The sequence below is a fragment of the Haloarcula pelagica genome, from assembly GCF_030127105.1.
In the GTDB taxonomy this organism is placed as follows: domain Archaea; phylum Halobacteriota; class Halobacteria; order Halobacteriales; family Haloarculaceae; genus Haloarcula; species Haloarcula pelagica.
Genome location: NZ_CP126161.1, coordinates 170,764 through 186,587, shown reverse-complemented (window position 1 = coordinate 186,587; position 15,824 = coordinate 170,764). Strand labels below are relative to the sequence as shown.

The following is a 15,824-nucleotide window of genomic DNA, read 5'->3' as shown; positions in this document are numbered from 1 at the left end:
GGGTACACGTACAGATGCAACATCCAGGACCACCGAGGTTTCTCGCCGTCGGTGAGACGACAGAGCTCGCACCGCGTGACCCCGACCCTGCCGCGACCTACCGGTGGGTGCTCTCGGATCGACCCGAGGACAGTGCCGCCGACCTCCCCGACGACCAGGCGGTCGTCCACTTCACGCCGGACGAACCAGGCGAGTACACCGCCTCGTTGACGACGCCCGAGACGACCCACCACCTCACGCTTCGGGTGTTCCCGTCCGAGACCGCAGTCGCGGGCAGCGGGACGGGCGCGAGCGGCTACTCCGGCCAGTCGGGCGTCTCCGGCCGCTCCGGTGAAAGCGGCATGAGCGGCTTCTCCGGCGGTCAGAGCGGGAGCGCCCGCTCGGGCGACCTCGCCAGCCGCGAGGACCAGCGGGGCCGCCCCCGCCTCAAACTGAGCGGCGAGACCGAGGACGGCATCGTGACCGTGCGTGCGACGGTCAAGACCTCGCCCGGCAGCGACGAGGAAGACGAGACGCTCGACGTGGAGTTCGTCGTCGACGACCGTGACCCGACCCCCGAGGACTTCGAGACGAGCCACCGGGCGGCGACGTTCTCGCTCGCCTCGATCGACGAACCGGTCCGGGTCCGGGCCGTCGCTATCGGCGACCAGTACAGCGTCCCCGACACCGTCCGCGTCCACCCCGACGGCGCCGTCGAGAACCTCAACGAACCCCCCGAGTGGAGCACGGGGATGACCCTCTACGAGGTGTACGTCCGCGGCTACAAGGACGCCGACGAGGACCAGTCTGTCTTCGAGGTCATCCAGGAGAGCCTGGGCGAGATCCAGGATCTGGGGGTCAACACGCTGTGGCTCACCCCGATCCTCCAGCACGACGGGTACGACCACGGCTACAACATCACCGACTTCTTCTCGGTCGCCGACGACCTCGGCACCGAGGCGGAGTTCCAGGACCTGGTCGAGGCGGCCCACGACCGGGACATGCACGTCCTGTTCGATCTCGTGTTGAACCACTCGGCGCGTGACCACGAGTTCTTCCAGCGCGCCCAGGCCGGCGATCCGGAGTACCGCGACTACTACGAGTGGCAGGACGACGGCTCTCCCGGCACCTACTTCGAGTGGGAGTACATCGCGAACTTCAACTACGAGAACCTGGAGGTCCGGCGACACCTGTTAGACGCCGTCGACAAGTGGGCCGAGTACGTCGACGGCTTCCGCTGTGACATGGCGTGGGCCGTCCCGGACCCGTTCTGGCAGGAGATCCGCGAGCGTCTCCGCAGCAAGGACGACGACTTCCTGTTGCTCGACGAGACGATCCCGTACATCGCGGACTTCCACGACCTGGCGTTCGACATCCACTTCGACACGACGCTGTATTTCACGCTGCGCCAGATCGGCCGCGGGGACGCCGCTGCCGACGAACTGACCGAGGCCTACCGACAGCGCGCGGTCACCGGGTTCCCCGACCACGCCGGCTTCATGCTGTACATCGAGAACCACGACGAGACACGCTACGTCGAGGAGTGTGGCCGGGCCGCCACCGAGGCCGCCGCCGCCGCGCAGTTCACGCTGCCCGGCGTCCCGATGATCTACGCCGGCCAGGAGATCGGCGAGCGCAACCGCCGCGGGAAGATCTACTGGGAGCACGCCCAGGATGACCTCCGCGAGTACTACAAGACGCTGACCGGCACGCGCAACTCGATCCCCGCCCTGCAGTACGAGGGCGACTACGAGGAGATCGAGTACCAGGCCGACAGCGACGAGGTCGTCGCCTACGCCCGCGAGGCCGACGAGCGCTACGTCGTCGCGCTGCACTTCGGCGAGGGCGAGGCCACCGTCTCGTTCCCCGCCGAGTCCGTCGACGCGACCGACGCGGTGTCCGGTGACAGCGTGGCGGCAGCCGGCGGCGACGCGACCGTCGACAACGTCGTCGTCCTACCCGCTGGGGAGTAACCACGACCATGCCGGAGTACACCACCGACGCCGACGCCACCGAGGGCCTGATCGCGTTCCAGCGCGAGGTGTTGGACGCCCACGACGACCGGTTCGAGGCCGCGAAGGAACTGACGACGCGGCTTGGCGCCCACTGGCGTGACGGCCACGCGGAGTTTGGCTTCTGGACGCCTCAGCTCGACGAGGTCCCTGCCGAGGACGTTCGACTGGAGCTCCTGACCGCCGAGGACGACGTTGACCTGACCGCCGACGAACAGGAGGTCACCTTCGACCGGCAGTTCGTCGAGACCCACCGGGAAGGTGAGTTTACGTGGGCCGCCGTCGACGGTCCACGGCCCGGGACGCGCGAACAACTCGGGACGCTCTACCGACTCAGCTACGAGGTCGACGGCGAGCGCGAGACGGTCACCGACCCGTTCGCCGACTCGCTCCCGTTTGGCGCCTACGGCCCGGCTGAGCTGTACGACATGGCCCGGCTGGACGAGGAGCGCGCGGACCGCGAGTACTTCCAGCGGCTAGAGGACGACGGCGTCGCCCCCCACGCCCACGAGGACAAGGGGCTGCCGCGCTTCGAGCCCGCGACGAGCATGCTGGAGATCCATCCCGGAACGGCCACCGAGTCCGGGACACTGGCCGGCCTGAAGCGCCAGTTCGAGACCATCGGCGAGAAGCAGGCGGCCGAGGAGGACCTGACGCCGCCGGAGCGGAACTTCGTCGGCTACGACGCCGTCCAGTTGATGCCGGTCGCCCCGATCACCCAGAACGAGGACGAACTGGGCTACTGGTTGCCCGAAGTGTCCTCCGGCGACCGCCTGCGGGCGACACTCCGCCGGCCGGACATGGTCAACTGGGGATACGACATCATCATCTCCGGGTTCGGGACGGTCAACCCCGCCATCCTGGAGACGCGCCGCCCCGACGAACTCGTCGACCTCATCGCGACGCTGCACACCCTTCCTGACCCGGTGAAGGTGGTCTTCGACATCGCGCTGGGCCACGCCGACAACGGCGCGCTCCCCCTGCTCAACGAGGAGTGGTTCGCCGGCCCCGGGATGTACGGGCAGGAACTGGACTACACCCAACCCGTCGTTCGGGCCGGTCTGCTGGAACTCCAGCGCCGGAAGATGGATTTCGGCGCCGACGGCATCCGTGTCGACGGCGCTCAGGACTTCACGAACTGGGATCCCGAAGCGGAGGAGGAGTGGCACGACGACGAGTACCTCGCCGAGATGGACCGGGTCACCCAGGAGGTCGCCGGCGTCGAGTACCGGCCCTGGATGATCTACGAGGACGGCCGTCCCTGGCCTCGCTCGGACTGGGAACTGGCCTCGACCTACCGCACGCTGATCGAGGAACACCCCCACTCCTATCAGTGGGGGCCGGTCACCTTCGCGCACAACACGCCGGCGCTCCAGACGTTCTGGGCGACGAAGTGGTGGCGTGTGAAAGAAGTCCGGGACATGGGCGAGAACTGGATCTCCGGAGTCGCCAACCACGACACGATACGCCGCGGGACCCAACTCGAACCGGACCCGCCCTTCAGCCAGCCCCAGATCAACCGTTACCTGGGCGAGACGAGAAACGACCAGCTCCGGAAGGCGTACAACAACCCGGCCTCGACGATCCTGTTCCACGCGTTCATGCCGGGCTGTCCGATGGACTTCACCCACGCCAACATGCGCGCGCCGTGGGGGTTCGTCCGGGACACCGACGCCGTCTGGAACCTCAAGGTCCTCTCGGAGGAGGAGAACTTCCCCGAGTGGCAGATCCGCCCGCAGGACTTCGAGAACGACGCCCACTTCGGGCGGCTCAAGGAGTGGGGCTTCGAGGACCGCGACGAACTGAGCGAGTTCCTCGGACTGCTGGCCGACGCGGTCAGCATGACCGACTACGACAAGGAGGAGATCACGACGCTGCTCAACACCGCCGGGACGCCGATCGGCGACGAGTTCAGCGTCGCCGAACTCGAACAGCTCGGTCGGGAGTGGATGCGTGACCTGGGTGAGTTTTTCAATCTCTCCCACTGGCACGATCAGCAGGACGAGGAGCGCACCGCCTTCGACCTGCGGGTCCGGGAGTTCCGTCACGACCACGAGTGGGTGACGACGGAATTCACGGGTGCGGACACGCTGGAGTACGTCTACCCCACCGACGGGACCGTGCTGTACTACGGGCATCGTCGTGCGTCCGACGACAGCGAGGAACTGCTCTTCGTCGGGACGATGGAGGGCGTCGCCGAGACGGTGACGCCGACGGACCTGGTCGATGTCGACGACGAAGGCTGGGAAGTCGCGCTCGCGTCCCCCGAACTCGATGTCGAGGACGCGAGCGACGCGGTGTCGCTTGCCGACAGCCAGGCGGCGCTGTTCGTCCGGTCGCTGGACTGAACGGTAGGCGCCGCTTTCGGTCGCCCGTCTCCGTATCTCTCGATGACAGCTAGAGCAACGGTTATCCGCCCCTTCCCCCTTCGGTAGCCAACCAATGCGGTGTTCACACGACGGCTGCCGGTGGCAGGCGATCGCCGCCTCGGCGGCTGGCGCCCGGCGACAGTACGCGGAGCATCTGGTCGCGACGCACACGGAACAGGTCGACGCTGACGTACCCGAAGGCAAAGTGCAGGTCCGCGTCGACGACGAGTGGGAGACGATGACCGTCGAGCAGGCCCGGTCGTACCACGACCGCTTCGAGGCCAGCGACGACTGACGCCGGCGCCGGCGTCAGTCCCGCGCGTGGCGCTCGGTCACGTCCCGGAGCCGCTGGGCGACTCCCCGATCGAATCCGCCCTCGGTGATCCGCCACGTCCAGTTGCCCTCGGCCGTCCCGGGCGTGTTGAACCGCGTCTCGCCGCCCAGGCCGAGCAAGTCCTGCATCTGTGTGATCGCGAAGATCGAGTCGGCGGCCCAGACGGCCTCTGTGATGTCCCAGTTGATGTCGTGGCCGTCCGAGTCCACGTAGAAGTGCAGACAGTCCCGCTGGCGGTCGCCGGCCTCGTCGCGGTACCAGCCCATCACGGTGTTGGTGTCGTGCGTGGAGGTGTACGCGACCGAGTCCTGCGGGTAGACGTGGGGCATGTACATGTGGTCCTCCGTACACCAGTCGGCGTACAGCGCCACGTTCATGCCGGGCGCGCCCAGCGACTCGCGCAGTTCGCGCAGCTCCGGGGTGATCCCGCCGAGGTTCTCGACGATGATCGGTAACTCGCCCAGTTCGGCCTCGACGGTCTCGAACAGTTCCCGGCCCGGCCCGTCGCGCCACTCGCCGTCCGCGGCGGTCGGCGCGTCCGCCGGCACGGCCCAGTAGCTCTCGAACCCCTTGAAGTGGTCGACCCGGGTGATGTCGACCCGAGAGAGCAGCGCCTCGAACCGGTCGACCCACCAGGCGTAGTCGTCCTCGGCCATCGCCGCCCAGTCGTAGAGGGGGTTGCCCCAGCGCTGGCCGGTGCCGTCGCCGTCCGGGTTGGTCGGCATCCCGGCGACGGCCGCGGGTTCGTTGTGTTCGTCCAGGTCGAACAGTTCCGGGTTCGCCCACACGTCGGCGCTGTCCATCCCCATGTAGATCGGCATGTCGCCGATGATCTGGACGCCGTGATCGTTCGCGTACTCGTGGAGTCGGTCCCACTGCCGGTCGAAACACCACTGGACGAACTCACGGAAGCGCACCTCCTCGGCCAGTTCCTCACGATACCGGGCGAGCGCCTCGGGGTCGCGCTGTTTGATCTCGGCGGGCCACTGGGTCCAGCCGTCCCCGTCGAAGTGGGTCTTCAGCGCCCGAAAGAGCGCGTAGTCGGCCAGCCACCCGTCGTTGTCGGCGGCGAACTCGTCCAGGGCTCGCTGTTCGCTCTCGCCGGCTGTCTCCTGGAACCGCTCGAAGGCCGTCCGGAGCATCCCGCGTTTGTACTCGCCGACGCGGTCGTACTCGACCCAGTGGTCGTCGAAGTCCGGTCGGTCCGCGAGGTCGTCGTCGGTCAGCCAGCCGTCTGCGACGAGTTCCGTCAGACTCACCAACAGCGGGTTCCCGGCGAACGACGAGTGGGTCTGGTACGGCGAGTTACCGAACGCGCCGTCGGTCGGCCCGAGCGGACAGATCTGCCACAGCCTCTGGCCGGCGCTGTCCAGGTAGTCCACGAACTGTTCGGCCGGTTCGCCGAGCGTCCCGACTCCGTCCGGACTCGGCAGCGACGTGAGATGCAGGAAGATCCCGCTCGACCGCTCGAAGTGCATACCGGGACCGTTCGACAGGCGGACACAAAAGCCCGCCCCTCGCTACTCCGCGCCGAACTCGGCCTCGACGGCCTGGCGGTCGATCTTCGACGGGCCGCTCGTGGGCATCTCCTCGATAAACGCGAGGTGTCGCGGGTGTTTGAAGCCGGCCAGGCGGTCGTCCAGAAACTCCCGGAGGTCCGCGAGCGTCAGCGACTCGTCGCCCTGGACGACGGCCTTCCCGACCTGGCCCCACTGGTCGTCTGGGACCGGGATCACGACCACTTCGTCGACGCCGGGATGGTCGGCGACGGCGTCCTCGACTTCGGCGGGGTAGACGTTCTCGCCGCCGCTGACGTACATCTCCTTCTTGCGACCCTCGATGTGGAAGTAGCCGTCGGCGTCCTCCCGGGCGAGGTCACCCGTCGCGACGAACGCGCCGAAGGTCGCGGCGGTCTCCTCGGGGTTGTCGAGGTAGCCGTCGGCGGCGTGGGGCGACCGCAGAACCAGTTCGCCGATCTCGCCGCGCTCGACCGGGTCGCCGTCGTCGTCGACGATCCGGGCGTCGACGTGGAGCGCCGGCTTGCCGACGGCATCGGCCTTCTCGCGGGGCCAGCCGTCGGGCATCGCGAAGTTGTTGGGGCCACACTCGGTGAGGCCGTACCCCTGCGAGAGATCGATCCCCCGGTCCCACCAGGTCTGCATGACCGACTGTCGGCACGGGCCGCCGCCGGACTTGGCGAAGCGCAGTTGCGAGAGGTCGGCCGAGTCCCAGTCGTCGTGGTCGGTCATCATCCGCAACACGGCGGGGACGGCCACGAGGACGGTTCCGCCCTCCTCGTCGATCACCGAGAGGACCTGCCCGGGATCGAACTCCCGGGCGATGACGACAGTGCCGCCCATGTGCCACAGCGGCACCGTGAGGACGTTCCAGCCGCCGGTGTGGAACATCGGGAACACCATCGGCGTCACGTCGTCGTCGCGCAGGCCCCAGGCGGTGATCGTGTTCACCGAGTTCCAGACGATGCCTTCGTGTGTGAGAACCGTCTCCTTGGGCGTCCCCGTCGAGCCGCCGGTGTGCAACAGCAGGTGTGGGTCGTCGGGGGCGACCGCCGGCGTCTCGACTACCGATCCGTCGGCCGGAAGCGCCGCGTCGTAGCCCGGTGCCTCGGGGAACTCGCTCGTCACGTCCCCGCTGTCGGCACCCAGTACGACGACCGACGGGTCGACGCCGCTCGCCGAGAGCGCGTCGGCCACGTCCGCGGCGAACGGGGCTTCGACCACGAGGAGCCCCGGATCGACGCGGGCCAGTAGCTCGCCCAGTTCCGGCGGCGCGAGACGGTGAGACAGCGGTGCCAGAGTGGCGCCGGCCTTCGCGGTCGCGAAGAACAGATCGACGACGGCGGGACGGTTGCGCGAGACGACGGCGACGCTGTCGTCCGCGTCGACGCCGCGGTCACGGAGGAGGCGGACCGCCCGGTTCGCCCGCCGGTCGAGGTCGGCGTAGGTGAACCGCTCGCCCGTCGTCGCGTCGACTAGCCCCTCGCGCTCGGGGGTGAGCGCGGCCCGCTTCTCGCTCCAGGCGCCGACCCACTCCTGGGGCGCCGACCGATCAACCATCGTCGAGGAACTCCAGCAGGCGGTCGGTGACCCGCTCGTGACGTTCGATAAAGAGGAGGTGTGGGGCGCCCTCCAGGGTGACGAACTCGACATCGGGGAGCCCCGCAGCCAGCAGTTCGCCGTTCTCGTAGGGGACCACGCGGTCGGCGGTGCCGTGCAACAGCAGCGTCGGCTGGGTGATCTCGTCGAGCCGGTCGTGAACGTCGAAGGCGTCGACGCCCGCGGCCTGCCAGCCCCGGGCCTGTTCGCTGGCGTCGCTGTCCAGGCGCCACTCGACGATGCGGTCGATCAGCTCCTGGTTGTCGTTCCAGAACCCCTCTGTCAGTGCCGGCCGCATCTTGTACCGGATGGCCTCGCGCTCGTCGGCGTCCTCCGGGACGTTGAACATCCGGTCGAGCGTCTTGTCGGGGATGGGGACCTCCTGGGGACCACCCGGCGAAGTACACATGAGCGTCAGCGACTGCGCTCGGTCGTACTCCAGGGCGTACTGCTGGGCGATCATCCCGCCCATGCTCGCGCCGACGACGTGGGCCGACTCGACTCCGGCGTCGTCCAGAACCGCTTCGAGGTCGCTCGCCATCTCCGGGACAGTGTAGGGTCCCTCGGGTTCGTCGGAGGCGCCGGTGCCGCGGTTGTCCCACCGGATGCTCTCGTAGTCGCGGCTGACGGCCCGGTGTTGGAACCGCCACATCCACCGGCCGTAGCCCAGTCCCTCGACGAACACGACGGTCTCGGCGTCCGGTGGCCCCTCGCGCTCGTAGGCCAGGCGGACGCCGTCGTTGCTCGCATATGGCATAGACAATCGTTCTCCCGCGTTCTCCTTCAAGGGGGACGTTACCATGTGAACATCGCGGGGTTACGCGGTCCACTCTAGGACGCTCGCGGCCCAGGTGTAGCCGGTGCCGGCCGCCAGACAGAGGACGATATCGCCGTCGCCGAGGCGGTCACGGCAGTCGTCGAGCGCGAGCACCTGATCACAGCTCTGGACGTGGCCGTAGTCGTCCAGATACCGGTGCTGGTCCGCTGTCAGCCCGAACTCCGAACAGAGGTACTCGTGGAAGGACCGTTTCATGTGGGTGATCGCGGCGAAGTCGATCTCCTCGACTCCGTAGCCCGACCGTTCGAGGGCGTCCGTGGCGACCGACGTGAAGTTCGGCAGACTCTCCTCGGCGAGCCGTTCTTTCATCGACTCATGGTCGGGCACCCGAAGGGAGTGTGCGCCGGTCTCGACCGTGTCGTGGCTCGCCGGCCGCGCGGTCCCGCCGGCGGGGACGATCACGTCCCGGGCGAAACTGCCGTCGGTCACGCTCGCGCTCTCGCGGACGCGGGCCAGCGCTCGGTCTTCGGCGTCGGTCTCGACGACCGCGGCCGTCGCACCGCTGCCGAAGTTGAACATGAACGACGTATCGTCGTCCGTGTAGTCGACGAGGTCCTCCTCGCGGCTGGCGGCGACGAGCAGAATCCGCTCGGTCGCTGGCTCGGCCGCGAGCAGGGCCTTCGCCTCCCGGAGCGCGACGGGAAAGCCGGCACAGAGCGCGTAGCTCTCGGTCGCGCCGGCGCCGGTCGCGCCGATCTCCTCGGCCACGGCGGCCGCGGCGTTCCAGACCACGTGGTCTTTGTACTCGCTGCCGTGGTACCGGACCATATCGAGCGTGTCGGCGGCGACATCGGCGTCGGCGAGCGCCTCGCGGGCCGCGGCGACACACATCTCAGAGGGGTGGTCCTCCTCGGGCCGGCAGACGTGTTTCCCGCACAGCCCCATCTTCTCGCGGATCACGTCCTCGGGAATCCCGCTCCGGTCGGCCACGTCCGCGGCGGTCATCGTCCCATCGGGGAGGTAGGTCCCCAGGCCGGTGACGTGGACGGTCATTCGTCGTCCCAGACCTTCGCCGGGAGAGCGTCGGCGACGGTGCCGCCGATTCGGTTTCGGATCGTCCCCAGCAGGCCGTCGGGGACGTAGAGGACGAACAACACGAACACGATACCGACGTAGAGACTGGCGTGGCCGTTCAACAGGGTGTCGATGAGGCCGCCGACGGTCATCCCGCCGACGACCGGCGTCGAGAGGGTCCCCTCGCCGAGCAGCAGGCGGAGATAGGGGAGCAGGCCACCGCCCTGGCCGGACTTCGAGAGGAACTCGCGGACCGTCTCGTCGAACAGCCGGCCGTACAGCGGGCCGGCCAGCGTCCCGAACCCGCCGATGATACTCGCCAGGAGGGCGTCACCGGAGACCAGGAAGTAAAACGAGTTCTCGGGGCTTGCCGAGCGCCTGAAGCCGGCGAACAGCGCGCCGGCGACGCCCGCGAAGAACCCGCTCATACAGAAGGCGGCCAGCTTGTAGACGTAGGTGTTGTAGCCGATCGCGACCGCCCGCTCCTCGTTCTCGCGAATGGCGATCATCACCCGGCCGAAGGGCGAGTGGATGATCCGCTGCATCGCGAAGTAACAGACCAGGACGACGAGTCCGACCATGTAGAACGAGACGGTCGTCCCCGACAGGGTCGTCCCCAGCAGGGACACCTCGTCGCCGGTGAGAACACCGATCGCGAGGTTGAGTTGGTCGACCCAGGGGACGCCGATGTCGAAGCCGCTGGCGTGGCTCGGCCCCACGGCGGGACCGTCACGGGGGTTGCGTGCCACGTAGTCCCAGCCCCGGATGAACACGTACAGCACCTGGGCGAACCCGAGCGTGATCATCGCGAAGTAGACCCCGGAGAGCCGGAACGAGACCAGCCCAACCAGCAGCGCGACGACCACGGCCAACAGCCCCGCGACCAGCAGCGAGATCATGAACGGGGTCTCCGGGCCCAGGAGCGGGAACTTCCCGTTGGCGACGAGGATGACCGTGTAGGCACCGGTCCCGTAGAAGGCCGCGTGGCCAAAGGAGAGGTAGCCGGTGTAGCCGCTGATGAAGTCGAAGGACATCGCGAACAGGCCGAAGTACAGCACGCCGACCATCGTCTCGACGGTCGGTAACAGCATCTCGGCCTCGTACTGGACCGGCGAGTTCAACAGCGTGTGGTAGATCGACGGGTACACCGCGAGCAGCAGGATGATCGCCACGTGGGCGGCGTGCGAGCGGAGGTAGGCCACTGGCCAGGAGACCTCGGTGGTCGTCCCGGCCTGGGTTTCGGTGCTAATGGCCCCCCACCTCCTCGACGCCGAACAGTCCCTGTGGCCTGACGATCAGCGTCACCACGAGCACCAGGAACAGCACCAGTTCCGGCAGCCCGGTGAACTGGATGTAGTTCTGGAACCACCAGGTCATCACCGCGTCGGTCATCCCGACGACGACGGCGGCGACGACGGTTCCCCGGAAGGTCCCCAGGCCGCCGACGATGACGACGATGAACGCAGGGAGGAGCGTCTCCGCTGCCAGCGGGACGCTCGCGCCCCAGGTGGCGTCCCACATCAGCAGGGTACCGGCCGCGCCCGCCAGTCCGATGCCCAGCGCGAAGACGACGGTGAACACCTGGCGAACGTCGATGCCGAGCGCCGCGGCCATCTCCGAGTCCTCGCTACCGGCACGGATGTACAGGCCGTATCGGGTCTTCGTCAGGAACGCCCAGATGCCCACGACGGTGACGATTCCCAGCAGGATCTGGAAGACGGCCATCCAGCGGACGCTGATCCCGGCGACGGCCGCGGGCTCGCGGAGGAACTGCGGTTTCGTCGCCAGGGCTGCCTGCCAGTCCGAGATGGGCTGCATCCCGAACACGCCCAGGACGATCCGGACGATCTCGTCGATCACCAGCGTCAGGCCGAAGGTGAGCAGGATCTGGTAGATCGGCGGGCGGTCGTACAGCGGCCGGATGAGCGTCGTCTCGATGGCCCCGCCGAGGACGCTGAGCCCACCGAAGACCAGCAGGATCGCGACGAAAAACACCGCCAGCCGCGTCACCGACCCGGTCGCCTGCCCGACGACGGTGACCATCACCAACCCGGCCAGGTACGCGCCGACCATCGTCAGCGAGCCGTGTGCGAAGTTCAACACGCCCATCAGCCCGAAGATCAGCGTCAGTCCGCTGGCGATCATCACGTACAGCGCGGACTTGGCGAGTCCGTTGACGACGACGGTTCCCAGTTCCGGGACCGTCAGGAAGTCCGCCAGTGTCTCGACGATCATGCCGAGAGATACCTCCTGAACCGCTCGTCGTCGGCTGAGACCGCGTCGGAGTCGCCGTCGTCGACGACGACGCCGTGGTCCACGATGTAGAACCGATCGGAGAGATCGAGCGCCAGCGGGAGGTTCTGCTCGACGAGGAGGATCGTCGCTTCGGCACTCGCTTCGGAGAGTGCCTCCGCCACGTCGGCGACGATCTGTGGCGCCAGTCCCTCGCTTGGCTCGTCGACAAGCAGGAGGTCGTTCTCGCCGACGAGTCCGCGGGCGATGGCGAGCATCTGCTGTTGGCCCCCGGAGAGCGTCCCCGCTTCCTGTCGGCGGCGCTCTTCGAGGATCGGGAAGGCGTCGAAAGCCAGGGCCAGTCCTTCGGCGATCGAATCCGTGTCGGGAATCGCCGCTCGGAGGTTCTCCTCGACGGTCAACTGCCCGAAGATCCGCCGCTCCTCGGGGATCCAGCCGACGCCGCGGTCGGCGACCTCGTGGGTCTCCAGGCCGACCAGTGAGTCGCCCCGGAACGTGATCTCGCCCTCGCGTGGCGGGTTCAACTGGAGGATCGAGCGCAGCGTCGTCGTCTTCCCGACGCCGTTTCGCCCGACCAGTGCGACGACTTCCCCCTCCTCGACGGCTAGATCGACCCCCTGGAGGATGTGGCTGTCGCCGTAGTAGGTGTTCACGTCGGAGAGTTCGAGCAGGCTCACACGACACCACCCTCGTCGGCAGGCTCGTCGGCGTCGTCGAGACTCCCGGGTTCGTAGCCACCGAGATACGCCGACTGGACATCGGGGTTCGCACGGACCTCCGCCGGCGGACCGTCCGCGATGACCGCGCCCTGGTGGAGGACGACGACCCGCTCGGAGACATCCATCACGATGTCCATGTTGTGTTCGACAAGCAACACGGCGTGGTCCTCGGCTACGTCCTCGATGAGGGCACGGACCTCGTCGACGCTCTCGGAGGAGACGCCGGCGTTGGGTTCGTCGAGCAACAGCACCGACGGATCGCCGGCGAGTGCCATCCCGACCTCCAGTTTCCGCTTGGCGCCGTGGCTGAGCGTGCTGGGCGGGTCGTGGGCGCGGTCGTCTAGGCCCACTCGTTCGAGGATTTCGTGTGCGCGCTCGGTGTGCTCTTCGAAGTGGTCGACGTTGCGCCAGAACCGCGTCGAGTCGCTCCCGCGGGCCTGTTCGGCCACGCGGACGTTCTCCAGGACGGTGCTGTTGGGGAACACCGACGTGACCTGGTACGAGCGGTGGATGCCTCGCTGGGCCGTCTCGTGTGGTGCCGCGTCGGTGATATCGTCCCACTGGCCGCTCCGCCGGAGTTCGACGGTCCCCTCCGTCGGGGCCAACACCCCCGTGAGGAGGTTGAAGAACGTCGTCTTGCCGGCACCGTTGGGCCCGATGAGCGAGCACAGTTCGTCGCCGAGTTCGAACGATACGTCGTCGACGGCGGTCAGCCCGCCGAACTCCTTCGTGAGACCCCGCGTCCTGAGCATGTTACAGCGAGCAGTCCATCTGGTCGCTGTCTGCCGGGATCGTCGTCTCGTCAGCGCCGATCCGTGACAGCGGCTCGCCCGGCATGATGGCCGCACCCCAGTTCTCCGACCACTCGTCGGTCGTCGGGATGGGGTCGGCGACGGTCATCGCCGAGCGGGCCTGGTTGTTGTACTCCTGGAAGGTGTAGCCGCCCTCGCCTTTCGGCGTGTCGGTGACGGTCATCCCCTTCAACGCGCTCGCGATGTCGGGACCCTCGGTCGAACCGCCCTCCTGGACGGCCTGGTGGATCGCCGAGGCTCCGGTGAACGTCCCCGAAGTGAACAGGTCCGGCACGACGCCGTACGTGTCGGTGTAGGTCTCGACGAAGGTGTTGTTGATGTCGTTGTCGTACTGGTTCCAGTGGTACCGGGTCGTAAACGGCCCCAGGTTCGAGTTGCGGATCTTCTCCTGGGTCAGTGGCTCCCCCAGGACGTTCTGCATCGTCCCGCCGACGACGCTGTTGGTGATCCGCGTCGCGTAGCCGCCGAACACCCGATAGGAGTACTCCCCCGAGAGGAAGGCGTTGAACATGCTGGGCAGCGTCGCAACGGTGAACCCGCCGACGACGCCCTCTGCGCCGGCTTCCTCGGCGTTGTCGAGGAGCCCTTCCCACTCGGCGTACCCCTGTTCGACGAACCGCTCGCCGACGATCTCGACGCCCTCGTTCTGGAGGACGGCCTTGTAGTTGTTGACGACCGCGCGGCCGAAACTGTAGTCGGCCCCGAACAGGTAGACACTCGATACGTCGGTCTCGTTGGCGACGTACTTCCCGCCCGAACGGGCGTCCATCGCCGTGTTCTCGCTGGCCCGGTACACCAGGTCACCGCAGGTCTCGCTGTTGGAGGTGATCCCCGCGGAGGCGGCCGGGCCGACCATCATCGGGACGCTGGCCTGGTTGACGACGGTCGTGACGACGCGACTCGCCGACGCGGAGGACGCACACCCAGCGAGGATGTCGACGCCCTGGTTCTCGACGAGGTTCGTCGCGGCCGTCTGTGCGGTGTCGGCCGAGAACTGCGTGTCGCGGATGTAGACCGTATACTCAACATCCCCGACGGTCATCGTCAATTCGCCGGTGCTGGGTTCGGCCGGCGGGGAGTCGCCGGCCTTGTAGGCAAGCCCCGAGAGGAAGCCCCACAGCGACTGCTGGCCGTAGTAGGCCAGGTCCCCGGACAGCGGCTGTAACATCCCGATCGAGACGCTCGTCGTTCCGCTCGATCCGTCGCCCGTGCTCCCGCCGTCACTCGATGAGTCGCCGTCGCCGTTCATGTCTGATCCTCCGTCGCTCCCGTCGCTCCCGCTGCTCCCGTCACCGCCGTCACCGCTTCCACGGTCTTCGCTGACACAGCCAGCGAGCCCGGTCAGTCCGGCACCGAGTGCGCCCAGGACACGGCGTCGTGTGGCATAATCTCTCATACGGAGTAATCTATCGTGTACGATACGCATAGTAGCGGGCGTTTACATGTTAACGCCGCCCGCGAGAAGGTGTCGTTACTCGTCGATGTCGTCCAGCGCCTCGACGACGCGTTCGATCATCTTGCGCTCGCCCCGCCGGAGGTTCTTCGAGACGGCCGGTTTCGAGACGCCGAACTCGTCGGCGAGGTTCCCCAGGGTCGCGCCCCGCGGGCTCTCGAAGTACCCCTCCGAGACGGCCGTCTCCAGCGTCTCGCGTTCGGTCTCCGAGAGGTCCCGACAGCCGTTGACGAGCGTCATCGCCGCGCCGGCGTTCTGGACCACGTCCTGTAGCTCCGGGAGGCCGGTGTTCTCCCGTTCGACCACGTCGAACTCGTTGTCACGGTCCAGGTCCGAGAGGGTCCGGTCGGCGTCGTGGCTCGTGTCGAAGCCCACGTGCCACACCTCGCTGCCGGCCTCGATGTGGAACGGCCCGGTGATGTAGCCGTCGTGTCCACGGATCGTCCGCATCGCCGCCGTCTCCTCGATGACCGTCCTGATCTGTGCGACCTCGCCCTGCCGGCGCAACAGCGAGAGGTCGTTCATGTTTCCGTGTGCCTGTAACGCCTCCAGCCCGTTGTCGAGTGCATCCCTGCCGTCGGCTTCGACGACCATCCGCGTCTCTAACTCGCGGACGCTCTGGTCGAACTCCCACTGCATCGCCGCGAACGCCACCTCGTGGTCGGCAGTGGTGTCGATGAACGGACAGTCGTACTGTTCCATGTCCAGGGCAATGTCAATCATGCACAGTGTCCGCTACTCCAACAGCGAACCTCCACAATCATAAATGATTCTTCCTACGTAGGTTTGAAAAACACGGTGGTTCCGGTGAGCCGTCTGTTCTCACACTGTCAGATCGATCGACATTATCGTCCGTTCAGGCCGCCAGCGACCCGGTTTCCATCACGAACGACCACGCACGTTGTGGGTTCGTGCCACCCCGTTT

At 67.4% G+C, this 15,824-nt stretch carries 13 protein-coding genes; 3 read left to right on the top strand and 10 right to left on the bottom strand.

Features of this window, described 5'->3' with window-relative positions:
* Positions 1–14 precede the first annotated feature (14 nt).
* The 3 genes from malA (at position 15) to P1L40_RS00915 (ending at position 4,655) form a co-directional block, all read left to right on the top strand.
* Positions 15–1,952: an alpha-amylase MalA gene (malA, locus tag P1L40_RS00925; protein ID WP_284009434.1), complete on the top strand. Its 1,938-nt coding sequence runs from the start codon at positions 15–17 to the stop codon at positions 1,950–1,952.
* Between the two features lie 8 nt (positions 1,953–1,960).
* On the top strand, positions 1,961–4,339 hold the full coding sequence (gene gghA, locus P1L40_RS00920) for a glucosylglycerol hydrolase (protein WP_284009433.1): 2,379 nt from the start codon (positions 1,961–1,963) through the stop codon (positions 4,337–4,339).
* Positions 4,340–4,433: 94 nt separating this feature from the next.
* Positions 4,434–4,655, top strand: coding sequence for a hypothetical protein (locus tag P1L40_RS00915; protein ID WP_284009432.1), 222 nt, complete (start codon positions 4,434–4,436; stop codon positions 4,653–4,655).
* 14 nt (positions 4,656–4,669) lie between these two features.
* Here the strand turns inward: P1L40_RS00915 and malQ are convergent, their stop codons facing one another.
* From malQ to P1L40_RS00865, 10 genes are all read right to left on the bottom strand, one after another.
* On the bottom strand, positions 4,670–6,172 hold the full coding sequence (malQ, locus tag P1L40_RS00910; protein WP_284009430.1) for a 4-alpha-glucanotransferase: 1,503 nt from the start codon (positions 6,170–6,172) through the stop codon (positions 4,670–4,672).
* A 42-nt stretch (positions 6,173–6,214) separates the two neighbouring features.
* A complete protein-coding gene (locus P1L40_RS00905) occupies positions 6,215–7,771 on the bottom strand; it encodes an AMP-binding protein (RefSeq protein WP_284009428.1) in 1,557 nt (518 codons plus the stop codon).
* Complete coding sequence (locus P1L40_RS00900; protein ID WP_284009426.1) at positions 7,764–8,567, bottom strand: alpha/beta fold hydrolase; 804 nt, start codon at positions 8,565–8,567, stop codon at positions 7,764–7,766. Before P1L40_RS00900 ends, P1L40_RS00905 begins: the two co-directional genes overlap by 8 nt.
* A 60-nt stretch (positions 8,568–8,627) precedes the next feature.
* Complete coding sequence (locus P1L40_RS00895) at positions 8,628–9,641, bottom strand: 3-oxoacyl-ACP synthase (protein WP_284009425.1); 1,014 nt, start codon at positions 9,639–9,641, stop codon at positions 8,628–8,630.
* Entirely contained in the window at positions 9,638–10,798 is a 1,161-nt protein-coding gene (locus P1L40_RS00890; protein ID WP_284011094.1) for a branched-chain amino acid ABC transporter permease, read from the bottom strand. The genes P1L40_RS00895 and P1L40_RS00890 overlap by 4 nt, the downstream gene beginning before the upstream one ends.
* Before the next feature lie 109 nt (positions 10,799–10,907).
* Complete coding sequence (locus tag P1L40_RS00885; protein WP_284009423.1) at positions 10,908–11,897, bottom strand: branched-chain amino acid ABC transporter permease; 990 nt, start codon at positions 11,895–11,897, stop codon at positions 10,908–10,910.
* Positions 11,894–12,592, bottom strand: coding sequence for an ABC transporter ATP-binding protein (locus P1L40_RS00880; RefSeq protein WP_284009421.1), 699 nt, complete (start codon positions 12,590–12,592; stop codon positions 11,894–11,896). The genes P1L40_RS00885 and P1L40_RS00880 overlap by 4 nt, the downstream gene beginning before the upstream one ends.
* Entirely contained in the window at positions 12,589–13,386 is a 798-nt protein-coding gene (locus P1L40_RS00875) for an ABC transporter ATP-binding protein (RefSeq protein WP_284009419.1), read from the bottom strand. The genes P1L40_RS00880 and P1L40_RS00875 overlap by 4 nt, the downstream gene beginning before the upstream one ends.
* Before the next feature lies 1 nt (position 13,387).
* Positions 13,388–14,842: an ABC transporter substrate-binding protein gene (locus P1L40_RS00870; protein ID WP_284009417.1), complete on the bottom strand. Its 1,455-nt coding sequence runs from the start codon at positions 14,840–14,842 to the stop codon at positions 13,388–13,390.
* Positions 14,843–14,917: 75 nt separating this feature from the next.
* Positions 14,918–15,622 (bottom strand): helix-turn-helix domain-containing protein, encoded by a 705-nt coding sequence (locus tag P1L40_RS00865; RefSeq protein ID WP_284009416.1) that lies wholly within the window; start codon positions 15,620–15,622, stop codon positions 14,918–14,920.
* Between the last annotated feature and the right edge of the window lie 202 nt (positions 15,623–15,824).